Raw genomic sequence first — 25,893 nt, 5'->3', positions numbered from 1 at the left:
AATGGCATTATCAACAATTCGATGATCACTTTTGTTCTAAGTAAAAGCACGGTAAAATCGCCGCATTAAATTTTTCATGTAATAAACAGATGCAGAACCTCGAGATCATTGTTGGTAGTCAAATGGGATCGGCCGAATATGTAGCAGAGCAAGTACAGCAAGTTCTGGTAGATCAAGGAATTGATGTGACTTTGCATTTACAGCCAGAGTATAACGAACTTGTTCATTCAACATGGCTTATCGTGACATCAACTTACGGTGCAGGCGATTACCCTGACAATTTATTGCCTTTTATTGAACGGCTAAATGACACCGCGGATCTTGCTGCTATTCAATTTGCTGTGATAGGAATTGGTGATTCAAGCTACGATACCTTTAATTTCGCTGCAAAAAATGTCGAACAGCTACTACTCAATAAAGGTGCAACGCAATTACTGCCAGCACTCTACATTAACGTACTGGATGAATCCTTGCCGGAAGACACCGCTGAAGCTTGAGGCTCCTTCACTTGCCGACGTGTTGAATGCCTCGTAGGGATTGATCGTTATATTCAACTTATTCACATTTTGATCTAAATAAAGTTCGCTATGTGGATAAGTTCTGATCTAACTGAGGATCCATACATACTTATCCATTGGATAAAAATTATCGAGATCGGGGTTGTGTATAAATAGCGGTTTTGATCAAAGCTTATACTTAGTTAGATCCGATCTAATTCACACCAATTGATCCGATCTAATTCACTGTTTTAAAAAATGAAAAATGACTTACTCACAGATATTGGCTTGCTTAAATATAAGATCAATAAAGATCTCTTTAAAAGATCTTATATATATTTAGTGATCCACTTTAGCTTCTGTACAATATTTAATCATTTCACTTCTCTCAATTTCTAGGTAGAATACGCTCCCTTTCAGAAATTACTGGTTAGTGTTTAATTAGGATCCCGTTAATGCTTTATCACGAACAGTTTGATGTCATTGTTGTTGGTGGTGGTCATGCTGGTACCGAAGCCGCTTTAGCGTCGGCTCGTATGGGTATGAATACGCTTTTATTGACCCACAATATGGATACGTTAGGACAGATGTCTTGTAATCCAGCGATCGGTGGGATCGGCAAAGGACATCTTGTTAAAGAGATCGACGCGCTAGGTGGCGCTATGGCGAGAGCCATCGATAAAGGTGGGATCCAATTTAGAACCTTGAACAGCTCTAAAGGCCCTGCTGTACGTGCAACTCGTGCACAAGCAGATCGCCAATTGTATAAAGCTGCGATCCAAGACATTTTACAGCATCAACCAAACTTGACGATATTCCAACAATCTTGTGATGATCTAATTGTTGAGAACAACCGTGCTACCGGTGTTGTGACGCAAATGGGTTTGCGCTTTAAAGCGAAAGCGGTAGTACTCACGGTCGGCACTTTCCTTGGTGGCCGTATCCACATTGGTATGGAAAATTACAATGGTGGCCGTGCAGGTGATCCACCGTCGATTGCACTAGCAAACCGTCTTCGTGAAATGCCTTTCCGTGTTGATCGCTTAAAAACCGGTACTCCACCGCGTATCGATGCTCGTACGGTTGATTTTTCTGTAATGCAAGAACAGCCGGGTGATACACCAACACCGGTGTTTTCATTCATGGGCAAGCAATCGGATCACCCAACGCAGATCCCATGCTATATCACCTACACGAATGAAAAGACGCACGACACGATCCGAAATAACCTTCATCGCTCGCCTATGTATGCAGGCGTTATCGAAGGAATTGGACCGCGTTATTGCCCATCAATTGAAGATAAAATTGTGCGTTTTGCGGACAAAGAAAAACATCAGATCTTCGTAGAACCTGAAGGGTTAAATACTTACGAGTTGTACCCGAACGGGATTTCGACCAGTTTGCCATTTGATGTGCAGCTTGAAATCGTACGCTCGATTAAAGGTTTTGAAAACGCTCATATTTGTCGACCTGGTTATGCCATTGAGTACGATTTCTTTGACCCACGTGATTTGAAACAATCTCTCGAAACTAAGTTCGTCGACGGACTCTTTTTTGCGGGCCAAATCAACGGTACTACGGGCTATGAAGAAGCCGGTGCACAAGGTCTCATCGCAGGTATGAACGCCGCATTACAAGTGCAAGATAAAGAAGCTTGGACACCACGTCGTGATGAAGCATACGTTGGCGTGTTAATTGATGACTTAGCAACGCTTGGTACGAAAGAAGCTCTATCGCATGTTTACCAGCCGCGCAGAATACCGTTTATTGCTTCGTGAAGATAATGCGGATCTACGATTAACCGCTAAAGGCCGTGAACTTGGTCTCGTTGATGAGGCTCGCTGGGCTGCATTCAATGAAAAATTGGAAGTCATGGAACAAGAAACACAACGTATTCGTGGTACATGGATCCATAAAGATCACCCCGCTTTAGATGCGGTGAATAATTTATTAAAAGCGCCGCTTTCACGTGAAGCGAGTTTGGAAGATCTTTTGCGTCGTCCAGAGATCAATTATCACGATCTGATGGCGATTGAGGGTTTAGGATCTGAATCTGAAAATCTTCAAGCACTTGAGCAAGTTGAGATCCAAACGAAATACGCAGGTTACATCGCTCGTCAACAAGACGAAATTGAAAAACAAATGCGCCATGAACAAACCGCATTGCCATTGGACTTTGATTATCGTCAAGTGAGTGGCTTATCAAATGAAGTGATCACGAAGTTGTCGGATGCTCGTCCTCAGACGATTGGTCAAGCTTCGCGTATTTCTGGTATCACGCCAGCGGCGATTTCGCTATTATTAGTGTATCTGAAGAAGCAAGGTCTATTACGCAAGTCTGCGTAACGAAAAGGTACACTGTGTTACAACAACAACTTTCTCGATTATTAGCGCAAACGGACATTGCGCTAACGGAGCATCAACAAAACCAACTCGTGAGTTATGTTGAGCTACTGAATAAATGGAATAAAGCATACAACCTTACCTCGGTGCGTGATCCAAACGAAATGATGGTTAAGCACATCATGGACAGTTTGGTTGTTGCGCAACACCTCAAAGGCAAGAACTATATTGATGTGGGTACAGGTCCAGGTTTACCTGGCATCGTGTTGGCCATTGCCCTACCTGACGTAAATTTTGTGCTGCTTGATAGCCTTGGCAAGCGCGTTCGTTTTTTAACTCAAGTAAAACATGCGCTTGATTTAAAAAACGTCACCCCAGTGCAGTCTCGTGTTGAAGAATATCAACCAAGTGTTAAATTAGATGGTGTGTTGAGTCGAGCATTCGCTTCTTTACAGGATATGGTTGACTGGTGTCAGCATTTGATTGATGATTCAGGATTCTTTTTGGCGCTCAAAGGCCAATTTCCTGCAGAAGAACTCTCGGGATTACCTACAGGGATCACTATGGTTCAAGACATTGAACTGTCTGTTCCTGAGTCTCGGTGCCGAGCGTCATCTCGTCATACTGGCCAAAAATCGATAAGCATCAGGGGATATTGTGGCTCGAGTTATTGCGATTGCAAATCAGAAAGGTGGAGTCGGAAAAACCACCACAGCAGTGAATTTGGCGGCGTCGATGGCTGCAACGAAGCGCAAAGTCTTGTTGATTGACCTTGACCCTCAAGGTAACGCGACGATGGGCAGCGGCGTTGATAAATATGGTGATGTCCCCACGATTTACGATTTATTAATTGAAGATAAGCCAATTCATGACGTGATCTCAAAAGAGACGTCTGGTGAATACCACTTAATTGCTGCAAATGGCGATGTTACAGCGGCAGAAGTGAAGCTAATGGAACTATTTGCGCGCGAAGTACGTTTACGCAATGCACTTGAAAGTGTGTTGGCTGAATATGACTTTATTTTTATTGATTGTCCGCCTTCGCTTAACATGCTGACAGTCAATGCAATGGCCGCTGCAGATTCGATTTTAGTACCAATGCAATGCGAGTACTATGCGCTTGAAGGTTTAACGGCGCTCATGGACACCATCACTCAATTGTCCAAACTGGTAAACCCGAAACTCCAGATTGAGGGAATTTTGAGAACCATGTACGATCCTCGTAACCGATTAGCCAATGATGTTTCAGAACAATTGAAGCAACATTTTGGTGATAAGGTGTATCGTACGGTCATTCCTCGTAATGTAAGACTCGCGGAAGCGCCTAGTTTTGGTGCACCAGCGATGTACTACGACAGAGCATCAAGTGGTGCTAAGTCTTACCTTGCATTGGCGGGTGAGATTCTGCGCAGAAAAGAAAAACAAGCAGCCGCAGTGGCATAATTTGAGGATAACAAAAACATGTCGGTGAAAAAACGAGGCTTAGGTCGTGGTTTGGATGCTTTGCTAAGTTCAGCGAAACCGAACGCGGTGGAACCCAAACTTGAACACGTAGAATCGACACAGGATGTCGCGACTGCCTCACAAGACAAAACCTTGCTTACCCTGCCTATCGAGTTTTTGCAGCGCGGTAAATATCAACCGCGTAAAGACATGTCAGAAGAAGCACTTGAAGAGTTGGCCAGTTCAATTCGTGCACAGGGTGTGATTCAACCTATCGTCGTTCGTCCGGTTGCCGAAAATAAATACGAAATTATTGCGGGTGAACGTCGTTGGCGCGCTTCGCAATTAGCGAAGCTTGATGTCGTTCCATGTATCATCAAAGACGTTGCAGATGAAGCGGCGGTTGCTATCGCGCTGATTGAAAACATTCAACGTGAAGATCTTAATGCGATGGAAGAAGCCATTGCGCTGCAACGCTTAATTGATGAATTTGCATTAACTCATCAGCAAGTGGCGGAAGCAGTTGGTAAATCCCGCACTACGGTCACCAATTTACTGCGTTTGAATAATCTTAATGATGATGTAAAAATTTTGTTAGAGCATGGTGACATTGAAATGGGTCATGCTCGTTGCTTGCTCGGTCTTGAAGGTGCGTCACAATCTGAAGCTGCAAATGTAGTCGTTGCCAAGGCTTTAACGGTTCGTGAAACGGAAAAACTTGTCCGTAAAATGCTTGAACCACAGCCTGAGAAGACGGTAAAAGACAAAGACCCTGATGTCCAGTTACTGGAACAACAGTTAGCGGATAATTTAGGTGCGAAAGTTGAGATTAGTTACAACCAAAAAGGAAAAGGCAAGCTGGTCATTTCCTACGCCAGCCTAGATGAACTCGACGGGATACTCGGCCGTATCCACCCTGACCTCCAACAACCTTCCTAACGCTTATTTTATAGGCAAAATGGTGCCGAAATGGCACCGTTGTCCACCGAGTCAAGTTGCAAAATCGCTAGAAACAAGTATAATTTCGCCAGTTTTAATACCCTGATTGATTTTTACACCATCGAAGGTTAACTAAAAGTGACTCAATCGTTAGCCAGCCCGTATCGAAGAGCTGCATTAAAAGGTGTTTTATCTCAGGGCGTCGTGGCATTCGCCATCGCAGTTATCGTTTTTGTTGGTTGGGGAGCTTTAGCCGCCCTATCGGCTCTGTCCGGTGGAGTGATTGCTGTGCTTCCCAATTTAATATTTGCCGTTTACGCCTTCCGATATGTGGGCGCAAGTAAGGCAAACCAAGTGCATAAATCGTTTAAACGAGGCGCTGGGCTAAAATTTTTGTTAACCGCTCTACTTTTTATTGTGGCGTTTAAAACATTGCAAGTGGAACCGCTTTGGTTGTTTGTGAGTTTTATTAGTGTGACGGTAGTGAGCTGGTTTACATCGATTTTTTTTAATCATTAACTTTTAGGAAAAACAATGGCTGCAGAACAAAGCTTACAAGGCTATATTCAGCACCACCTTACCAATGCCAAAATGTGTACGACCGATTCAGGTATCGCATTTAACAAGGCATGTAGTGAGGCTGGTTTCTGGACTTGGCATGTAGATACTTTGGCTTGGTCAGTTCTACTAGGACTTGTTTTTATCTGGATTTTCAAAAGTGCCGCGAACAAAGCGACCACTGGCGTGCCAGGTAAACTACAGTGTTTTGTAGAAATGATCGTTGAATTCGTTGACTCGAACGTGAAAGACACTTTCCACGGTAAGAGTAAACTGATTGCTCCTTTAGCCTTAACGATTTTCGTTTGGGTATTTCTAATGAACTTGATGGATTTGATCCCAGTTGACTTCCTTCCATTTGCTGCAGGGCAAATTGGTGCGGCAACAATGAGTATGGATCCACATGACGTATACATGAAAGTGGTACCAACAACCGACCTAAACTTAACGGCCGCGTTGGCTCTGGGTGTATTCGTACTGATCATTTTCTATTCTATCCGTACTAAAGGCATTTTAGGCTTTGTTAAAGAGCTTACGCTGCACCCGTTCTCAGCAAAGAACCCGTTTGTTCAGGCGTTGCTTATCCCTGTGAACTTCGTGATGGAATTTATTACTTTGGTCGCACGTCCAATCTCGTTGGCACTGCGTCTTCACGGTAACTTATTTGCGGGTGAATTGATTTTCATCATCATCGCAGCAATTGGTATGTTCCAGTTGCCACTACACTTTATCTGGGCCGTTTTCCACATCCTAGTTATCGTGTTACAAGCATTCGTATTTATGATGTTGACGATTGTATACCTAAGTATGGCAGCGTCGGACAGTCATTAATAAATAACAAACACCAAATTCATTACTTTTAATATTTAAATAATCGGAGAAAAAAATGGAAGCTTTAGAACTACTTACTGGCTTAAAATTTATCGCAGTTGCACTTCTAATCGGTTTAGGCGCGCTAGGTACTGCAATTGGTTTCGGTACACTAGGTGGTAAATTCCTTGAGTCAGCTGCTCGTCAACCAGAGCTTGCACCACAACTTCAAGTTAAAATGTTCATCGTTGCGGGTCTTATCGATGCGATCGCGATGATCGGTGTTGGTATCGCAATGGTATTGTTGTTCGTAATGTAATAGCTGGTTTAAATAAACCAATTTGTTTGTCGAACAACTATTTGAGGAGGAGCGGTTGTGAACTTAAACGCCACTCTACTAGGTGAATTAATCGCGTTCATCGTTTTCGTTTGGTTCTGCATGAAGTATGTATGGCCACCGTTAAATGGTGCGATTGAAGCTCGCCAAAAGAAAATCGAAGACGGCCTTGCCGCTTCTGATAAAGCTGAAAAAGACTTAGAACTTGCTCGTCAAAAAGCAGCTGAGCAGCTTAAAGAAGCAAAATCGCAAGCGGCTGAAATCATCGAACAAGCTAAAAAGCGTGCTGCGCTTATTGTTGACGAGGAAACTATCCGCGGTCAGCAAGAGCGTGAGAAAATCATTGCTCAAGGTCACTCTGAAGTTGAAGCTGAGCGTAACCGTGCTAAAGAAGAACTACGTCAACAAGTAGCTTCTCTTGCGGTTACTGGCGCAGAAAAGATTTTAGGCCGTGAAATCAATGTAGCCGCGCACAGCGACATCGTTGAAAAACTTGTAGCTGAGCTTTAATTAGGAGGGTATGAGCATGTCAGAATTGACTACTATCGCTCGTCCTTACGCTAAAGCGGCTTTTGAGTTTGCTGTTGATAAGGGCGCTGTAGAAAGCTGGAACGATATGTTGTTCTTTGCAGCTGAAGTTGCAAAAAATGAACAAGTAGCGCAGTTTCTAGCAAGCAGCGCTTCTGCACAAAAACAAGCTGACGTATTCGTTCAGGTTTGTGCAGAACAAATCAACGAGCATGGCCAAAACTTGATTAAAGTAATGGCTGAGAATGGACGTTTGGTTGCACTACCAGCAGTTGCTAAATTGTTTGCTGAATTCAAAGCAGACTATGATAAAGAAATCGACGTTGACGTTGTTTCTGCAACTGAACTTGCTGCTGAGCAGCAAGCTAAATTAGTGACAGCACTAGAAAAACGTTTCGCACGCAAAGTTAAGCTGAATTGTAGTGTTGATGCCAATACTGTAGGTGGTCTTGTGATTAAAGCAGGCGACACAGTTATTGACGGATCAATTCGCGGCAAGCTAAATCGCTTAGCCACTGCACTACAATCGTAATTGGGAAGAAGAGCAATGCAACTTAATTCCACTGAAATTTCTGCGCTGATCAAGCAACGCATTGAGCAGTTCGAAGTTGTAAGTGAAGCTCGTAACGAAGGTACAATCGTATCTGTTACTGACGGTATCATCCGCATCCACGGTCTTGCTGACTGTATGCAAGGTGAAATGATCGAGCTTCCAGGCAACCGTTATGCAATCGCACTAAACCTTGAGCGTGACTCAGTAGGTGCGGTAGTTATGGGTCCATACGCTGACCTTAAAGAAGGCGTAAAAGTACAAGCGACAGGTCGTATCCTTGAAGTACCAGTTGGTCGTGCACTACTAGGCCGTGTTGTTAACACACTTGGTGAGCCAATCGACGGTAAAGGTCCTATCGCAAACGACGGTTTTGAGCCAGTTGAGAAAATCGCACCAGGCGTTATCGAGCGTCAATCGGTAGACCAACCAGTACAAACTGGTTATAAGTCAATCGACGCGATGATCCCAGTTGGTCGTGGTCAGCGTGAGCTTGTTATCGGTGACCGTCAAACTGGTAAAACTGCACTAGCAATCGATGCTATCATCAACCAAAAAGGTACTGGTGTTAAGTGTGTGTACGTAGCTATCGGTCAGAAAGCTTCTACAATCGCTAACGTAGTTCGTAAGCTTGAAGAGCACGGTGCACTAGAAAATACTATCGTTGTAGTCGCATCGGCTTCTGAATCAGCAGCGCTTCAATTCCTAGCGCCATTTGCTGGTTGTACAATGGGTGAATACTTCCGTGACCGCGGTGAAGACGCACTAATCGTATACGATGATTTGTCAAAGCAAGCTGTTGCTTACCGTCAAATCTCGTTGCTACTACGTCGTCCACCAGGTCGTGAAGCATACCCAGGTGACGTTTTCTATCTTCACTCACGTCTTCTAGAGCGTGCATCACGTGTTAACGCTGATTACGTTGAGAAGTACACAAACGGTGAAGTGAAAGGTCAAACAGGTTCATTGACGGCATTGCCAATCATTGAAACTCAAGGTGGTGACGTTTCTGCATTCGTACCGACAAACGTTATCTCAATCACTGACGGTCAGATCTTCTTAGAATCTGATTTGTTCAACGCAGGTATCCGTCCAGCGGTTAACGCTGGTATCTCGGTATCGCGTGTAGGTGGTGCAGCGCAAACTAAGATCGTTAAGAAACTAGGTGGTGGTATCCGTCTAGCTCTTGCTCAGTACCGTGAACTTGCGGCGTTCTCGCAATTCGCTTCTGACCTTGACGATGCTACGCGTTCACAACTTGAACACGGTGAGCGTGTAACAGAGCTAATGAAGCAGAAACAGTACGCACCAATGTCTGTTGCTGACATGTCGCTTTCGCTATTCGCAGCTGAAAAAGGCTACCTAAAAGACGTTGCTATCAACAAGATTGGTGACTTCGAAGCCGCAGCACTTGCATACGCGAACAGCACATACGCAGAGCTTATGGCTAAAATCAATGAAACAGGTGATTACAACGCCGAGATCGAAGCGAAGTTAAAAGAACTTCTTGAGAAGTTCAAAGCAACGCAAACTTGGTAATGTATTAAAAGGTGAGTGGCAACACTCACCCTGATTCGGAGAAAGAGTCATGGCCAGCGGAAAAGAGATAAAAAGCAAGATCGGGAGTATCAAGAATACTCAAAAGATCACCAGCGCAATGGAAATGGTTGCTGCGTCTAAAATGAAAAAGGCGCAAGACCGTGTGGCACAAAGCCGTCCATATGCAGATGGTATTCGCAAGGTGATCGGTCATGTTGCTCAAGCTAATCTCGAGTTTCGTCACCCGTTCTTAGAAGAACGTGATGCGAAACGCGTAGGTTACATCGTTGTCTCTACCGACCGTGGTCTATGTGGCGGCTTAAACGCGAATGAGTTTAAGCGTGTAGTTCAACACGTTAAAGCGTGGAAAGAGAAAGGCGTAGACGCTGAGTTTGCTACCATTGGTGGTAAAGCGTCAGGCTTCTTCAAACGCTTTGGCGGTAATCTACTTGCCAAAACGGCTGGGTTAGGTGAAGCACCTTCTGTTCAGGACGTTATCGGTCCTGTGAAAGTAATGCTTGATGCATACGAAGAAGGCAAGATTGACCGTTTATACGTTGTGTATAACAAATTCGTTAACACAATGAAGCAAGAGCCAACTATCGATCAGCTATTGCCTTTGCCAAAAGCAGAGCAGCAAATTTCATCTCACTCTTGGGACTACCTATATGAGCCGGATCCAGAGCCAATTCTGGAAACGTTGATGGTTCGTTTTATCGAATCTCAGGTATATCAAGGCGTGGTAGAAAATGCAGCGTCAGAACAAGCCGCGCGTATGGTTGCGATGAAAGCCGCAACAGATAACGCAGGCAACATTATGGACGAACTGCAATTGAAATATAACAAGGCGCGTCAAGCGGCAATCACACAAGAAATCAGTGAGATTGTGGCTGGCTCGGCTGCTGTGTAACGCTTCGGCAAAGTTTATTAAGAGGAATAGACATGAGTTTAGGTAAGGTCGTCCAAATTATCGGCGCCGTTGTGGACATCGAGTTTCCACAAGACAACGTGCCAGCCGTATATGACGCACTAAAAGTAACAGACGGCGACCTAGCTGGTTTGACTTTAGAAGTTCAACAACAGTTAGGTGGCGGTGTAGTACGTGCAATCGCACTTGGTACTACAGACGGTTTACGTCGTAGCGCGCAAGTACAAGGTACTGGCGAGCCAATCAAAGTTCCAGTAGGTACAGCGACACTAGGTCGTATCATGAACGTACTTGGTGACGCGATTGATGAAGCTGGTCCAATTGGTGAAGAAGAGCGTTGGTCAATCCACCGTGAAGCACCAAGCTACGAAGACCAAAGCAACTCGGTAGAACTACTAGAAACTGGTATCAAAGTAATCGACTTAGTATGTCCATTCGCGAAGGGTGGTAAAGTAGGTCTATTCGGTGGTGCGGGTGTAGGTAAAACCGTAAACATGATGGAACTTATCCGTAACATCGCTATCGAGCACAGCGGCTACTCAGTATTCGCGGGTGTTGGTGAGCGTACACGTGAGGGTAACGACTTCTATCACGAAATGAATGACTCAAACGTACTAGACAAAGTATCTCTAGTATACGGTCAGATGAATGAGCCACCAGGTAACCGTCTACGTGTTGCTTTGACTGGTCTTACAATGGCAGAAAAGTTCCGTGACGAAGGTCGTGACGTACTATTCTTCGTTGATAACATCTACCGTTATACACTAGCGGGTACTGAAGTATCAGCACTTCTAGGCCGTATGCCTTCAGCAGTAGGTTACCAACCAACACTAGCTGAAGAGATGGGTGTGCTTCAAGAGCGTATCACGTCGACTAAGACAGGCTCAATCACGTCAATCCAAGCGGTATACGTACCTGCGGATGACTTAACTGACCCGTCACCAGCAACAACGTTTGCTCACTTAGACGCGACAGTAGTACTTTCACGTGATATCGCAGCACTTGGTATCTACCCTGCGGTAGACCCACTTGACTCAACGTCACGCCAACTTGACCCATTAGTAATCGGTCAAGAACACTACGACACAGCGCGTGGTGTACAAACACTACTACAACGCTACAAAGAGTTGAAAGACATCATCGCCATCCTTGGTATGGATGAGCTTTCAGACGACGACAAGCTTGTTGTAACACGTGCTCGTAAGATCCAGCGTTTCCTATCACAGCCGTTCTTCGTTGCTGAGGTATTCACTGGTTCACCAGGTAAGTACGTTTCACTGAAAGACACTATCTCTGGTTTCAAAGGCATCCTAGGCGGTGACTATGATGATCTTCCAGAGCAAGCTTTCTACATGGTTGGCTCAATCGACGAAGCGATCGATAAAGCTAAAAACATGTAATTAGGGGGTCGTTATGACAATGACTGTACATCTTGATGTCGTAAGCGTTGAAAAAAGCCTGTTTTCAGGTGATGTTGCTTCGATTCAAGTGACTGGTAGTGAAGGTGAATTGGGTATCCACCCAGGTCACGCGCCACTATTGACCACCCTGAAGCCTGGTATGGTACGTTACGTAACAGCAGACGGTGCAGAAAACATCGTCTACGTTGCAGGTGGTACGCTGGAAGTTCTTCCAAAAGGCGTAACGGTACTTGCAGACGTTGCAATGCGTGGCGAAGACCTTGATGAGCAAGCTGCTGAAGCGGCAAAGCGCGAAGCTGAAGCGCAGATGGCATCTTCGAATGCCTCTGAGCTTGACTACCATGAAGCTGCGGTACAGCTTGCAGAAGCAGTTGCACAGCTACGCATCATCAGCCAGCTACGTAAGTAAGCTTACACTTTATCGAAAAACCCGCTCACTGAGCGGGTTTTTTTTTGCCTCATATATTGTAAACTGTTTTAAATATCGGAAAAATCGTTAGAATGATGCTAGGTGTAGATTACTAAACGTTAAAAATCTATTGCTATTATGAATGAAGTCAGTTTTTCAAGAACAGTAAAAGAAGTGAAGTTTGGCGCTTGGGTATTAGACCCTAAGAGACAAACTATCAGCGATGGCGAGTATGAGCGAGAGCTTGAACCCCTTTTGTTCAAGATTTTGTGCTATTTGATTATTAATAATGACCGCATTGTTACGCGACAGGATTTAGTTGACGATGTTTGGTGTCAAAAGTACGTAGATGACAATGCGATTAACCGTGCGATGTCTGAGCTAAGGCGAGTACTTAAATCCAATAAGCAACGCGGCATAGTCATAAAAACACATTACCGCAAAGGGTATAGTTTCTTTCTTGAACGCGACATCGTATATCATGATGTTGTCGTGACCGCCAATGTAACACCTAACATTTCGGCATCTCGTCCTCAAAATGAATTAAAGCCTGCACGTTCACATCATTGGTATTACATCGCGGCAAGTGTTTTATTGTTTGTCGTATGTTTAGCTGTGTATTTTCAAACTACTTTAGTCAAAACTGAGCCTCAGCCAATTATTGCATCCGATATTACAGTTAAATACCGTGAGAACATTTTGTCATGGCTTGAAGGAAACTACTTTCTTCCCAAATTACACCCATCTCAACACAAATTAGCTTTTTCTTATGTTCCAAGAAATTCCAAGGACCAACATCTTATTCTCAGAGATCTTGCCTCCGGAAAAGAAGATAAAGTGGCTTTACCGGGCAAGCAACTTGAAGCATTGGGTTGGTCTTCAACCAACAATGTGCTGTATTACATGTCTTTCAAGGCTGGTGATAATCGGCAATGTGAACTTTGGAAAATGGATTACAGTGCACCAGAACACAAGCACGAAAAGGTGATGGAATGCGACCCGAATCAGCTAATGGTCGCAGGTTTCAACGATAAGCTTATTTATGAACGATATGGATATCGAGGAAATCCAGAATTATCGGTACTGGTGCTTCGAGATTTAAAAAATGGGGATGAATTTCAAATTACATCACCAAACGTAAACTCATTTGGAGACAAATTACTTTATTTTGATGCGCAAAATGAAAAGCTTTATTTCGAACGTGTTCAACTGGATCAATCTGAACTTTTTGTCACTGATATTGAAGGCATGGAAGCCCAAAAGCTAGCCGTTCAATCACAAAGAATTTGGGCCGCAAATATCGTGGATGGCCGTTTCTTGACTTGGTTTAACAGTAATGAAAATAAATTTTTCCGGTATGACATAAATGGTAAGAATGCGATTGAATCTGTGATTCCTTTGTCGAACGAAGATTTCTATTACGCGTTATTGATGTCAGAAATGAAAGTGTTAGCGTTTACTGGTTCCAGAGAGTGGGACATATATACAATGGACATGGATTCCCAACAATTAACAAGCTTTGCGACAAATGACATTAAGGAGTTTGCGTTTACAAGCCGTAACTCCACGCAAGCCTACCTTGCAGGGTCAAAGATGAATAGAAGCATTGTTTTAGTTACGGGTGATCAGAGAACAACAATCAATACGGATACCAAAGGGGTAAAGCAACTTATTTTTGGTGATGATAATCAAAGTTTGTTTTTGATAGGTGAGCATTTTATTAAGCAACTTGATATCAGTACCGGCACAATTGTTCAGGAGAAGTTGCTGGAAGAAAGTATTGTGGACGCCTTCTACGCAAAAGAAGGCTATTTGGGGCTGATTATGCATTTAGATGTGCGGGCACCAAGTACATCCGTACTTTATGAAACAAAAACGAATCAGCTAATTAGTTTTCCGGTTAATAACCTTCAGTGGTTTGGTTTTGTTGGTGATGATAAATACGTTATCTTCAATTCTGAAAACAAGCTAGAGATACTCAACTCGTCGTTTGATGTTGAAAATGAGCTTGAGTTATCCGGTTTCGAAAATAAAACCTACAAACACCTTTTCACTATCAAAGGGAATGAGGCTCTTATACAGTGATGGTTATGGACTGTATCAGTTGGATTTGGCTATTCAACCGCTCTCATTAAGGAAGTTAAGTCAGCTTGTTGATAAGCTAATTACGAGTATTGAATGGTCTTCTTCGGACAATAAGTTGTACGTTGGAACCGTTGAAACAAAGTCAAATTTAATGTTAATGGCGATGCCAGAGCAGTAAACCCGCATAATGTCGTGTATAAGGGCATTGCCTCGCGATGCCTTTATGCCAGACTCTACTATTTCCCTTTTAGCCATTTTTCCATAATGGTTTTAATGTCTCCTTTAAACAATCCAATCTTGTTCGTTGTGTGTGAGCACTATAGCAAATCTAGTATGCCTACATTTACTCGAGTCTTTTAAGCATATTTAACACTTCACAAGTCTACTTTAGACACTTTAGGAACACGTACGTTAATTGAGATATCTTGAATGGAATATAATTCATCATTTTGTATGAGAGGTATTGAAGAAACGCCCAAAGCATGGCGGTGCTTTGGGCAATACAAATGCGAGAAATGCAGATGTAATAAGGAGTAATCAATCTATCAAATCAATAGAAAAAATCAACACTTATGTCTCATTAATTAATAATGTTGTTTTTTGTGTTTTAAAATCAGTATATTACCGCAAAAAGTTACGGTGATTTATAAGGTTTGATAACTAGTCTAATTTGATTTTTGTCGGTAACTTTGTTGTCAGTTAAACGAAATTAACAAAACGAAATACCAACTTTAATTAAAAGGAAATACACAATGTTTAAATTGACTCTTAAAAAGAAATCACTAAAGCAACTTTCTGATGCATCACTAATTAATGCTAAACACACACACAAAATTGGTGGTGGACTTGAAGATATCTCGCACTCAACGAAAACTGAGCCTTCACGCACACAGGCATAATCTTATTGTAGGGAGATGTTTGCTGCTCAAGAATGGAGGCAATAGGCTATGCTGAGCAATATAATTCTACACATGGCATTGGTGAGTAGCACACCTACACTGATTGAACCTCAAAATGAGTACATTTTTGCTTCAGAAAAGGGAAATTGTATTCAGAGGTTTATTGATATTGATGACGAAGTTCAAGTCAATGATAAGGTTTTAAGCTATTGTGATGCAAAGGGAAAGCATAAAACTATAGTCGCTTCATTTTCAGGCTCTGCCTTTCAGGTTATAAAGAAAGAGTCCTTTGATGAAGGTGAGTTATTGGTTGGCATAAAACCGAATATCATTCAAGGTGTGCTGGCGGATAACACTACGCAGTTTCAAGTAGGTAGTTTATCAAAGCTGTGTATTGATGGTCGCGCGGTAGAAGTAACCTTTGTGCGTAAGCAAGGAAATTGGATGTTTTTTCAAGGAGAACTCGCAGGAAACGAGCGGTTGAACGAGTTTAAGCATCTTTCTATGCAGGCCATGCACGAACATTGTGAAACGTCTGGGCTAAATTAGTAGCCCAGATATTTCAATATCCTTTTTATGTCCTTTCCCACTTTCAAACCCCACAAACATCCAAATTAAAATACACTTTTCTGATACTTACTTAATGTCACCATTGGAAAATCCCTAATTGCTGCATTTACTTCTTTTGGTATTCCGGTGCAATAACACGATAACTCATCACGGCATTTTCAGTTGTTGAGGGAGTTAAATTCAACGGCTATACATTCGCTACTTTCCAAAAGCCCCTTGTATTTAGTATCGCCAGTATAAGTCAAAAGATGCCCCGTATTTTGATCTTCATTTTAAGGAGCTAGAGGATGCATATGGGTACTCGGCATGAACTATTGAGCGACAGAACAACTTGATCGAGAGCGTGAAGCATCAACGTCACATCCAACGTGTTTTCTGCAATGTGACCTTGGTACGCTCTTCGCATCGCCCCTTTACTCACTAAAGGTACGCCCATTTCGCTTTATCGAAACTGAGTGGTAGGGTGACCGCACCGTTAAATTTGAATTCTTTCACTCTGCGAAATAATAATTTGCATCGAGACGCTTATCAATTTCGGTTTTCACTTCTTTAACGCTTCTAATCAAAGCAAAGGTTGTCAATATCTCAAGATAATATTTTAAGTTAACTGTCAGAAAATAAAAGAAAAACCAATTTTTTCATGTTTTTGATTTTCGTTATTCGTTTCGCCAATATACCAACAAGACGTTCGATACAACGGACAAGTTTTAACAACGATAAGAAGGCGTGAGGCAAGGTGACTAAGATGGCAATGACGTTGAGAGAATATTTTGACAACTACTATTCAGTAATAAGTCGTGGCGACCTCGCTGATCTTGATGCTTTTTATTTTCCCAATTCGCCACTTGGCGAAACGAACAAGCAGCAATTTGAGGCGATGCGAAAACAATTCAGCTTTGAATTGAAATTGATGGATGTCTCGTTGCTTGCAAAACAAGACGAGCTTCTTATCGTGCGAGATCAATTAGTGTTTGAAGCCACGATTGAAGGCGAAGCTCGTACAAAGCGTTCCAGCAATATCCATACTTTGGTTAAATCGGATGACAACTGGTGTGTATACAGTAGCAATCCTCTACCTGAATCAATGGTGTTGTAATGTCTGATTTATTTCGTAAAGAAGCCATCCAACATCAAGGACAAAAGTTAGATGGTGAAGTGACTATCGCAACACACATGTCATTCAATTGGATATTGGCACTCATTGTGGCCATTGTGGTGATTGCCTGCAGTTATCTATTCTTGGGTGAATATCATCGCAAAGAAGTGGTAGCAGGTTACCTACAACCTTCTCAAGGTTTGAGCAAAGTTTATCCGATTAATATGGGCACCATTGATGAGCTGCTCGTTGAAGAAGGCCAGCATGTTCGTAAGGGCCAACTGCTCGCGAGGGTGCGGATGGAACGATTGCTCAACACCGGATTGGACATGAATGTGTTCATTAGCGAAGAGCTAGGAAAGCAAAAACAGTTGCTCGAAGCCAATTTAGTCAATCAAAAGCAATTGTTTTCCGTGAATAAAGACAAACTCGTCTCACAAATTGCCTCGGCAAAGTTGCAGTTAGAGCAGACTAGAAAGCAACACCAATTACTCTCTGAACGTGAATTATTAAGTAAGAAAAGAGTAGAAGACGTAACTGTTCTAATGAAGCAAAACTTTGTTTCACAGACCGATTATCAAAGTCTAACGGATAGCTTGTTGGCATTGCAGCAGCAAAAGCAGGAATTACAAAGCCGTATATTTAGCTTAGAAGAGCAAGTCAGCCAACTCGAGTTTGAAAATACTCAATTACCTATCCAAGAAGAAGAAGCGTTGTCGCAGTTGCAGTCGCAGTTGGCAAACATTAATCAACAATTGGCGCAAGCTGTCGCACAACAAAGCTTTGAAGTGCGAAGCCTGCGCGATGGCATCGTGTCTAATTTGCAAATAAAACCTGGCATGGTCGTTCAGCCCTCGACACCGGTGATGACGATTCTCCCGGCAAACTCGGATTTAGAAGCGGTGCTGTTTGTTCCTACGCGAGCTTATGGATTTGTGCAAACTGGCCAATCTACACGGATCCGTTATCAAGCGTTTCCATACCAACGTTTTGGGATTTATGAAGGAGAAATTGTAAAAGTGTCTAAATCTATTCTCCTTCCAACAGAGGCAACAGTGCCCGTGCGTCTGCAAGAGCCTGTATACCAAGTCATTGTGAAGTTAGATTCACAAAATGCGAAAGCCTATGGTGCATCAGTGCCATTGCAAGCAGGAATGCTATTAGAAGCCGACATTATGGTTGATAGTCGAACACTTTTTGAGTGGTTATTTGAACCGTTTTACAGCATGAAAGGAGCCATATGATGGAAAACCCGATGCATTTGCTTAAATTCAGCGGCAAAAAACGTTTGCCAGTGATCATTCAAACCGAAGCGGCTGAATGTGGGTTAGCCAGTCTAGCAATGGTTGCCGCATTTCATGGCTACCAGACGGATCTTACAACGCTTCGCCAAGCGCATGAAATCTCACTCAAAGGCGCTAACTTAGAAGAGCTGATGCAAATAGCGGACAAACTGAAGTTGAGTTCACGAGCGTTAAGACTCGAAATGGAACACCTTCCTCAGCTGAAAACGCCCTGCATTTTGCACTGGGATATGAACCACTTTGTGGTACTTAAAAAAGTAAATAGAGACTCGGTTGAAGTTCATGATCCTGGCCTTGGTTACCGCAAATACACCATGGCTGAGTTTTCGAAGCACTTCACGGGTGTTGCATTGGAGCTCAATCCAACTGAAGAGTTCAAATCGGAAGATACCCGAGTCAATTTAAAGCTATCTGACTTTTGGAGCAAGGTAACAGGACTAAAATCAACCTTGGGCAAAGTGTTTTTACTTTCCCTATTGTTACAGGTTTTTGCGATAGCAAGTCCTTACTATATGCAATTGGTAGTTGATGAAGTGGTACTAAGTTACGACCAGAATTTGTTGGCCATCTTAGCGCTTGGATTTGGGCTACTGTTAATGATTGAAATGGTGACCGGGGCCGTACGTAGTATTCTGTTGCTGCATTTTGGCAACCTGATGAGTATTCAACTAGGCGCAAACTTATTCCATCATTTAGTGCGACTTCCGCTGCAATATTTTGAAAAACGTCACATTGGTGATGTGGTTTCACGTTTTGGCTCTTTGCAAAAGGTGAAAGAACTACTTACAACCGGTGTGATCCAAGCGTTAATTGATGGTGTGATGGCCATTGCAACACTTGTGATGATCTTTATTTATAGTCCCAAATTAAGTGTGGTTGTACTTATCGCTACCACCATTTATGCCGTGTTTCGCATTGCAATGTATCGACCTCTTCGTCAAATGTCAGAAGAAGTGATAGTCAATCAAGCGAAAGAACAATCTAACTTTATGGAAACCGTACGTGGTATTCAAACGATCAAGTTGTTCGGCAGAGAAGTACAGCGACAAAGTGTTTGGCACAACAAATTTGCAGACAGCCTAAACGCAGGGATCCGAGTCGGACATCTAAATATCGGCTACGAAGCATTTAATAAAATGATCTTTGGCTTAGAAAATGTGCTGGTGGTTTATTTTGCTGCACTTTTAGTGATGAGTGGGGACCTTACCGTTGGGATGCTTTTCGCTTTTATGGCATACAAGCGACAGTTTATAGAAAAGATGGCAAGCCTTATTGAGAAAATGATCGAATTTAAAATGCTTAGTCTGCACTTTAATCGACTTGCCGATATTTCGCTTTCTGACAAAGAGAGTGATATTGAGAGCAAAGTTAAGAGCCGAGAACTGTCCGGCGAGATTGAATTGCAGAATATTCAGTATCGATACAATAAAAAAGAAGACCCAGTATTTCGAAATTTGAATTTAAAAATAAAAGCAGGAGAGTCTATCGCCATCGTTGGTCCTTCCGGCTGTGGCAAGACGACGCTGGCAAAGATAATGCTGGGCTTATTTGAACCGGACTCAGGCAAGGTACTTGTAGATGGAGTGGATATCCGACAAATCGGGCTCGGACATTACCGAGGACAGATAGCCGCAGTCATGCAAGATGATCAACTACTCTCAGGTTCCATCGCGGATAATATCTGCTTCTTTGACCCCAATATGGATATGGAGCGGGTTCGATGGGCTGCGAAAATCGCGGCAATTGACCACGACATAGCCAAAATGACCATGGGTTACAACTCGCTTGTAGGTGATATGGGGGCTGCATTGTCAGGCGGGCAAATACAACGGCTACTTCTTGCTCGGGCCTTATATCGAAAACCAAAGATTTTGTTCATGGATGAGGCAACGAGTAATCTGGATACGCGGTTGGAAAGCTCGGTAAATGAGGCGGTTAAACGGCTCGATATTACTCGAATTATCATTGCTCATAGGCCCGAGACGATTGCCAGTGCAGATAGAGTGGTAGAACTTCGGTATGGTGATGCAATCGATGTCGACAAGCCTAATTTAGACGGGCGAATATCCAATAAGATAAAACCTAGTTTATGTATTAAAAAAGAATTTTGTGAAAATACTAGTTCTAGTGGTGATTTTTTAATGGCGTAATTTTTATATTTATATAATGTAAAAATTAATAATATAATCTGTTGACATTTTGGTTTTGTGTGTTAATTTAAATTTAAGCTTAAATCTTGGCGGAGATAAGCTTAAATCAAAAAGTGTAATAAGGTTGCGAGATAAAGTCTCCTTTATATTTTTAATTAAGCTTTCTTTTCTGATTTTTAAGTTTCTACTTTTTATAAAAGGAAAAAGTCATGAAAGAAATTACAGCGTTAAATCTAGTTTCTGGTGGTCAGAACTACGATCCAAGACTTGACCAAACCAAGCTTTGGAATCAGCTACCAAACTAGATAAAACTAAAATAGGCAGTTTTAAATTTATTCGGTAATTTGCTGTTATCTTAATTTGTTGTCTATTTTTTATTTTAAATTGCTGAATGTAGAAGGTTTATTATGAAAACATTAACTTTACTTAGTCTTAAAAAAGTGTCTGGTGGTGAATCTGGTGATGATGTACCTATGTGTCCAGACATTGAAGAATATATTCGATAGAGAGGAGTTGAAAATGTACTTACTAAATGATTTTGAAATTAATGATGTATTTGGTGGAGCTGGTCGTGAATATGATGACCCTTGTGATCCACGAGACTTCTTTAATTAATTGGTTTTTGAAAAGAGGATTTTATGAAAGAGTTACTTAATTTAAAAGACGTTTTTGGTGGAAGTTATTGCGAACACTGCGGTGAAGAGTTTGCTGAATTTGAAAAAATTCTTTAGGTGATTGCCATGATAGAGCTGGTCTTTAAAGAAAGTGTTGCAGGTGGACAAAGTCCAATAGGTAACAGCTGTGACATCATTGAACATCAATTTTGTGAATAAGGTTTAAAAATGAATTTATTAAGTTTAGAAAGTGTAAAAGAAGTGAGTGGCGGTATTGGGTATTATGTTGAATATAATGCTGATACTGGTTCGGTTGGCTTTGGTATTACTGTTAGATTTTAATTTGGGGATTTAAATGATTGAATTAAATAGTTCGAACGTAGCATTGGTTTCTGGTGGTGTTGATTATTACATTGAATACAATGCAGACAAGAAAACAATTGGTGTTGGTTTTAAAATTAGATTTTAATTTGGGGGTTTTATGAAAGATATTAATGGTGTTGTGTTAAGTGAGATTTCTGGCGGTGTTGATTATTACATCGAGTACAACGCGGATAACCGAACAATTGGTGTTGGTTTCAAAATTAGCTTCTAATATAAGGATTTATGATGAACGAAATTAATAAAAATCTACTTGGCCATGTTTTTGGTGGCGTTAATTACTATGTGGAATACAACGCAGATACAGGTTCTATCGGTGTTGGATTTCAAATCAGTTTTTAATTTGTAAGGTCAAAAATGAAACAATTAACACAAAACGACATTCAAACCGTAAATGGTGCAGGTTCATTTTCAGTGAAATACACCAAAGGCGACGAGTCACTACAAATTACATACCAATGGGACTAAGTCTCAAATAGATAGAAAAAGGAGAAAACGATGAAAACATTAACTCTAAACGACATCCAAGCTGTAAACGGTGCTGGTTCAATTACAGTGAAGTACACCAAAGGTGACGAGTCATTAGAAATCAAATACCAATGGGACTAAGTCTCAAGTAGATATACATAGGAGAAATTGATGAAAACTTTAACTCAATACGACATTCAAGCGGTAAACGGTGCAGGCTCAATTTCGGTGAAATACACGAAAGGCGACGAGTCATTAGAAGTCACATATCAGTGGTAAGGGAGAAAACGATGAAAACATTAACTCAAAGCGACATTCAAGCCGTAAATGGTGCTGGTTCAATTACAGTGAAGTACACCAAAGGTAACGAGTCACTAGAAATCAAATACCAATGGGACTAAGTCTCAAGTAGATAAACATAGGAGAAATTGATGAAAACTTTAACTCTAAACGACATTCAAGCGGTAAACGGTGCAGGCTCAATTTCGGTGAAATACACGAAAGGCAACGAGTCATTAGAAGTCACATACCAATGGTAAGGGTACAAACAATGAAAACTTTAACTTTAAACGACATTCAAGCGGTAAACGGTGCAGGCTCATTTTCGGTGAAATATACGAAAGGCGATGAGTCACTAGAAATCACATACCAATGGTAAGGGTACAAATAATGAAAACTTTAACTCAATACGACATTCAAGCGGTAAACGGCGCGAGACTCATTTTCGGTGAAATACACGAAAGGCGACGAGTCACTAGAAATCACATACCAATGGTAAGGGTACAAATAATGAAAACTTTAACTCTAAACGACATTCAAGCGGTAAACGGCGCGGAATCATTTTCGGTGAAATACACGAAAGGCGACGAGTCACTAGAAATCACATACCAATGGTAAGGGTACAAACAATGAAAACTTTAACTCTAAACGACATTCAAGCGGTAAACGGCGCGAGCTTCATTTTCGGTGAAATACACGAAAGGCGATGAGTCACTAGAAATTACATACCAATGGTAAGGGTACAAACAATGAAAACTTTAACTTTAAACGACATTCAAGCGGTAAACGGTGCGGGTTCTCTTACGGTGAAATACACCAAAGGTAACGAGTCACTAGAAGTCACATATAAATGGGACTAATTCTCTCTTCTCTTTTGGCGGAAAGATTAGCGAGATTTTGATGAATAAGGAGTGATATCACTCCTTTTTTTATGCTTGTATATTTGTCTGTTTGTCTGTTTGTCTGTTTGTCTGTTTGTCTGTTTGTCTGTTTGTCTGTTTGTCTGTTTGTCTGTTTGTCTGTTTGTCTGTTTGTCTGTTTGTCTGTTTGTCTGTTTGTCTGTTTGTCTGTTTGTCTGTTTGTCTGTTTGTCTGTTTGTCTGTTTGTCTGTTTGTCTGTTTGTCTGTTTGTCTGTTTGTCTGTTTGTCTGTTTATCTGTTTATCTGTTTATCTGTTTATCTGTTTATCTGTTTATCTGTTTATCTGTTTATCTGTTTATCTGTTTATCTGTTTATCTGTTTATCTGTTTATCTGTTTATCTGTTTATCTGTTTATCTGTTTATCTGTTTATCTGTTTATCTGTTTATCTGTTTATCTGTTTATCTGTTTATCTGTTTATCTGTTTATCTATAGGTGTAGATGTATTGTGTATATTTATTATGTCGTTTGCTAAGGCATCGGTTCGATAAAAAACGGTTCACTATAATTCTTTTTTTGATTACTGGCGCTCAGCCACTTATTGAAGTGAACGCCGCTCTCTCACTTGAATTTTCAATCAATAAGTTCGGTACAGTTAAGCGGAAAATGAAAAATTTTCTATTGTTACTATTGCGATATGTATTAATCACTTTTTGATGTTTCGCATTGATTTTAAATGATTTTTATTGTTTTTGGTGTTTTTTGACTCGTCCGGGAATAGTTGCTAATTTTCTGGCTGTACGATGTATTTTGTACACCATGTGTAATGTAGTTGGAGATAACGATGAAGTTAAAAGTTAGCAAAAAATCGATTAAAAATTTATCGAACAATGAGGCTGCAAAAGTCGTTGGAGCAGGTGTAGATAGACCAAACGATATTATTGAAAATTCATGCCAAAGCGTCTGCACAATGGCAGCACTTTAATTTTATATAAAGAGGTTTTTATGTTGAATATTGAAAATGTAAGTTTAGTTCACGGTGGCCGCTCTGAAGGTGGTTGTTTACCTCCACACTTGATCGATCTAATTAAAAAATAAAGGTCATTAAATGATTAAGTTAAATAAAAAAGTAATGAAAGGTTTATCAGGTAAGCAATTCTCTGATTCATTAACGGAAAAAGTCGCGGGTGGCACACACACCGATCCAACGATGTATCGTGGTTGTCATAGCCAAAAAACGATAGAACAAATCGCGTTCTAATTCACAAGGAAAACAAGATGAAACTTAAGAAACTAAATCTAAAAGAACTGAACAATGATTCTGTGTTAGGCAAAGTTGCAGGTGGGTGTCCTCCTACTATCCATGGGTGTGATTTTGATAGAACAATCCCTGAGTTCGCTAACTAACCAAAATTCTTAGGAATATTTATGAAAATTAAGAAAATCAAACTTAAAGAACTTCATTGTGATGCTGCGTTAATTCAAGTTGCAGGGGGTTGCCCTCCAACTGTTCACTTTTGTGGAGAAACTATCGATAGAACGTTGGTTGAATTTTAATCCACGGACTTGTTTAGGCATTTAAACCTCATTTGGTTTTGTGCCTCTCTCTATTTGAAAGGAATTTCTAAAATGAAAGTAACGGTAAAGAAAATCAAAAACCTGAGCGTAAGTAATTCACTACCATTTGCGGCGACACCTGCGGTGGCCGGTGGCGTGATCTCTTCATGCGGTGTGGAATGTGGCTGTGGCGGCGGCGATCGATTCACACACGAACAAGCAATGAAATTGCCTGTTTAATATTGTCAGAAAAGGAGCGAGAAATGACTCTCACAGTTGAACAATTGAAATTAGTCACTGGCGGAAGCTTAAATCCAATTAAAGAAGATTATTCAAAAATTGAATGCGACCTTTAATGGAAAGATAAGCTATGTATCTAGTCGATAAAAGTGAAGCGCAGAGCATCTCTAGTGGAGACTACTACGGTGGTTGCGCTGTTTACCACTAGAAGTGGTCATAAAAAATCGAGTTATCAGTTTTGCTCAATAGTTTGCGTTTGAAGGCGGGATACATAGTGACTTTGCGAACAACAAAAAAATTAATTTGAAATGGTGATGTAATGAAACAACTTAATGTAAAAGATATAGTAGCCGTAAATGGCGGTTTACCTCAAAGTATCGAAGATATCGTGAACAGCTTAAGTAGCTTTGGGTTGTTCTAAGATCGATAAACAGTTAACGAATTGCCAAGTGGCCTGTTGCGTGGTCATGAACATTTCGTAAGTCCTCAACGAATGGGGAAGTCGATGTTCAAATTAAAGAAGAAAGTCATCAAAGGGTTATCTGAAAAACGGGTAACGCACGCTGAGACCGCTAATGCGGTTGGTGGGGTCGTTGCGACTGATACCAGGATCAGACACTGTACTGAATATACGGTCATCACTCAGTAACTTCCAATTTAAAAAGGGAAACGATAAAAGGAGTTTCCCTTTTTTATTGCGCTTATGAACTCGTTGTTTATTGTTCATACAGTCGAAGAGGTTTTTCCCTTTCTTAATTTAAGCATGGTTATGCGAAGGCCTAATGAACGTTGAGCGTTCGTATCATGTTTATGTTTTGTATGAGCTGACGCCACCATTGTCATCTATCTTTGTGTGATCTCCTTCGAACACTCTTTTTTCAAGCGAAAAAGTTTGAGATAAAAGCCAAATTCCATTGAAACGCTCTACGTTTCTCTCACTATCTCGTCGACGTATTTGACTAAAGCCGTACATGAAAGAGTTGGCCTATCAAACATGTCTCAATTTTCGATCTAAGTATACTTTGTCGTTGCTGCGATAATTGACCCTGTTGCCTACTTTAAGGATGAAGGGCCTAACGTATTGACGATG

25 protein-coding genes and 2 pseudogenes are annotated in these 25,893 nt (G+C 41.4%); all 27 read left to right on the top strand.

The genetic code is table 11. The annotated features are described in order from the left end of the window. The first annotated feature begins 89 nt into the window (after positions 1-89). The 27 genes and pseudogenes from J5O05_RS10045 (at position 90) to J5O05_RS09925 (ending at position 25,452) form a co-directional block, all read left to right on the top strand. On the top strand, positions 90-497 hold the full coding sequence (locus tag J5O05_RS10045; protein ID WP_208841953.1) for a flavodoxin domain-containing protein: 408 nt from the start codon (positions 90-92) through the stop codon (positions 495-497). 455 nt (positions 498-952) lie between these two features. Next, positions 953-2,843: pseudogene (mnmG, locus tag J5O05_RS10040) on the top strand (tRNA uridine-5-carboxymethylaminomethyl(34) synthesis enzyme MnmG). A gap of 14 nt (positions 2,844-2,857) precedes the next feature. Next, positions 2,858-3,482, top strand: a pseudogene (gene rsmG / locus J5O05_RS10035) (16S rRNA (guanine(527)-N(7))-methyltransferase RsmG). A 15-nt stretch (positions 3,483-3,497) separates the two neighbouring features. Further along, complete coding sequence (locus J5O05_RS10030) at positions 3,498-4,283, top strand: ParA family protein (RefSeq protein WP_208841951.1); 786 nt, start codon at positions 3,498-3,500, stop codon at positions 4,281-4,283. Positions 4,284-4,301: 18 nt separating this feature from the next. Further along, on the top strand, positions 4,302-5,222 hold the full coding sequence (locus tag J5O05_RS10025) for a ParB/RepB/Spo0J family partition protein (protein WP_208841950.1): 921 nt from the start codon (positions 4,302-4,304) through the stop codon (positions 5,220-5,222). A 138-nt stretch (positions 5,223-5,360) separates the two neighbouring features. Then, positions 5,361-5,741, top strand: coding sequence for an ATP synthase subunit I (locus J5O05_RS10020; protein WP_208841949.1), 381 nt, complete (start codon positions 5,361-5,363; stop codon positions 5,739-5,741). Positions 5,742-5,756: 15 nt separating this feature from the next. Beyond that, the gene (gene atpB / locus J5O05_RS10015; RefSeq protein ID WP_208841948.1) at positions 5,757-6,611 is read left to right on the top strand and encodes a F0F1 ATP synthase subunit A; all 855 of its coding nucleotides are present in this window, start codon (positions 5,757-5,759) and stop codon (positions 6,609-6,611) included. Positions 6,612-6,666: 55 nt separating this feature from the next. Further along, the gene (gene atpE / locus J5O05_RS10010; RefSeq protein ID WP_208841947.1) at positions 6,667-6,909 is read left to right on the top strand and encodes a F0F1 ATP synthase subunit C; all 243 of its coding nucleotides are present in this window, start codon (positions 6,667-6,669) and stop codon (positions 6,907-6,909) included. 57 nt (positions 6,910-6,966) lie between these two features. After that, positions 6,967-7,437 carry a F0F1 ATP synthase subunit B gene (atpF, locus tag J5O05_RS10005; RefSeq protein WP_208841946.1) on the top strand — a complete coding sequence of 157 codons (471 nt, stop codon included), beginning with the start codon at positions 6,967-6,969 and terminating at the stop codon, positions 7,435-7,437. Positions 7,438-7,453: 16 nt separating this feature from the next. Next, complete coding sequence (gene atpH / locus J5O05_RS10000; RefSeq protein WP_208841945.1) at positions 7,454-7,987, top strand: F0F1 ATP synthase subunit delta; 534 nt, start codon at positions 7,454-7,456, stop codon at positions 7,985-7,987. A 15-nt stretch (positions 7,988-8,002) separates the two neighbouring features. After that, on the top strand, positions 8,003-9,544 hold the full coding sequence (gene atpA, locus J5O05_RS09995) for a F0F1 ATP synthase subunit alpha (RefSeq protein WP_208841944.1): 1,542 nt from the start codon (positions 8,003-8,005) through the stop codon (positions 9,542-9,544). Between the two features lie 49 nt (positions 9,545-9,593). After that, complete coding sequence (gene atpG / locus J5O05_RS09990) at positions 9,594-10,454, top strand: F0F1 ATP synthase subunit gamma (protein ID WP_208841943.1); 861 nt, start codon at positions 9,594-9,596, stop codon at positions 10,452-10,454. A 32-nt stretch (positions 10,455-10,486) separates the two neighbouring features. Beyond that, positions 10,487-11,872, top strand: a complete 1,386-nt coding sequence (gene atpD / locus J5O05_RS09985; protein WP_208841942.1) for a F0F1 ATP synthase subunit beta — start codon at positions 10,487-10,489, stop codon at positions 11,870-11,872. A gap of 13 nt (positions 11,873-11,885) precedes the next feature. After that, positions 11,886-12,302, top strand: a complete 417-nt coding sequence (locus J5O05_RS09980; protein WP_208841941.1) for a F0F1 ATP synthase subunit epsilon — start codon at positions 11,886-11,888, stop codon at positions 12,300-12,302. A gap of 138 nt (positions 12,303-12,440) precedes the next feature. After that, positions 12,441-14,387, top strand: coding sequence for a winged helix-turn-helix domain-containing protein (locus tag J5O05_RS09975; protein WP_208841940.1), 1,947 nt, complete (start codon positions 12,441-12,443; stop codon positions 14,385-14,387). After that, positions 14,368-14,565 (top strand): hypothetical protein, encoded by a 198-nt coding sequence (locus J5O05_RS09970; RefSeq protein WP_208841939.1) that lies wholly within the window; start codon positions 14,368-14,370, stop codon positions 14,563-14,565. The genes J5O05_RS09975 and J5O05_RS09970 overlap by 20 nt, the downstream gene beginning before the upstream one ends. A gap of 574 nt (positions 14,566-15,139) precedes the next feature. Next, positions 15,140-15,286, top strand: coding sequence for a hypothetical protein (locus tag J5O05_RS09965; protein ID WP_208841938.1), 147 nt, complete (start codon positions 15,140-15,142; stop codon positions 15,284-15,286). Positions 15,287-15,358: 72 nt separating this feature from the next. Next, on the top strand, positions 15,359-15,835 hold the full coding sequence (locus J5O05_RS09960; protein WP_208841937.1) for a hypothetical protein: 477 nt from the start codon (positions 15,359-15,361) through the stop codon (positions 15,833-15,835). A gap of 766 nt (positions 15,836-16,601) precedes the next feature. After that, on the top strand, positions 16,602-16,952 hold the full coding sequence (locus tag J5O05_RS09955; RefSeq protein ID WP_244369555.1) for a hypothetical protein: 351 nt from the start codon (positions 16,602-16,604) through the stop codon (positions 16,950-16,952). Next, positions 16,952-18,196, top strand: a complete 1,245-nt coding sequence (locus J5O05_RS09950) for an HlyD family secretion protein (protein WP_208841936.1) — start codon at positions 16,952-16,954, stop codon at positions 18,194-18,196. Before J5O05_RS09955 ends, J5O05_RS09950 begins: the two co-directional genes overlap by 1 nt. After that, entirely contained in the window at positions 18,196-20,406 is a 2,211-nt protein-coding gene (locus J5O05_RS09945) for a peptidase domain-containing ABC transporter (protein ID WP_208844507.1), read from the top strand. The genes J5O05_RS09950 and J5O05_RS09945 overlap by 1 nt, the downstream gene beginning before the upstream one ends. A gap of 3,444 nt (positions 20,407-23,850) precedes the next feature. Next, positions 23,851-23,991: a hypothetical protein gene (locus tag J5O05_RS09940; RefSeq protein WP_208841935.1), complete on the top strand. Its 141-nt coding sequence runs from the start codon at positions 23,851-23,853 to the stop codon at positions 23,989-23,991. A gap of 123 nt (positions 23,992-24,114) precedes the next feature. Continuing rightward, positions 24,115-24,267, top strand: coding sequence for a hypothetical protein (locus J5O05_RS09935; protein WP_208841934.1), 153 nt, complete (start codon positions 24,115-24,117; stop codon positions 24,265-24,267). A 17-nt stretch (positions 24,268-24,284) separates the two neighbouring features. Next, entirely contained in the window at positions 24,285-24,413 is a 129-nt protein-coding gene (locus J5O05_RS22455) for a hypothetical protein (RefSeq protein WP_280117639.1), read from the top strand. 21 nt (positions 24,414-24,434) lie between these two features. After that, positions 24,435-24,563 carry a hypothetical protein gene (locus tag J5O05_RS22450; RefSeq protein ID WP_280117638.1) on the top strand — a complete coding sequence of 43 codons (129 nt, stop codon included), beginning with the start codon at positions 24,435-24,437 and terminating at the stop codon, positions 24,561-24,563. Between the two features lie 72 nt (positions 24,564-24,635). Beyond that, positions 24,636-24,803: a hypothetical protein gene (locus tag J5O05_RS09930; RefSeq protein ID WP_208841933.1), complete on the top strand. Its 168-nt coding sequence runs from the start codon at positions 24,636-24,638 to the stop codon at positions 24,801-24,803. A gap of 505 nt (positions 24,804-25,308) precedes the next feature. Further along, positions 25,309-25,452 carry a hypothetical protein gene (locus J5O05_RS09925; protein ID WP_208841932.1) on the top strand — a complete coding sequence of 48 codons (144 nt, stop codon included), beginning with the start codon at positions 25,309-25,311 and terminating at the stop codon, positions 25,450-25,452. Positions 25,453-25,893 lie beyond the last annotated feature (441 nt).

Origin of the sequence: Pseudoalteromonas xiamenensis (genome assembly GCF_017638925.1) — a bacterium.
In the GTDB taxonomy this organism is placed as follows: Bacteria; Pseudomonadota; Gammaproteobacteria; order Enterobacterales; family Alteromonadaceae; genus Pseudoalteromonas; species Pseudoalteromonas xiamenensis.
The sequence above is the reverse complement of the archived record's forward strand: the minus strand, read 5'-3'. Positions and strand labels throughout refer to the sequence as shown.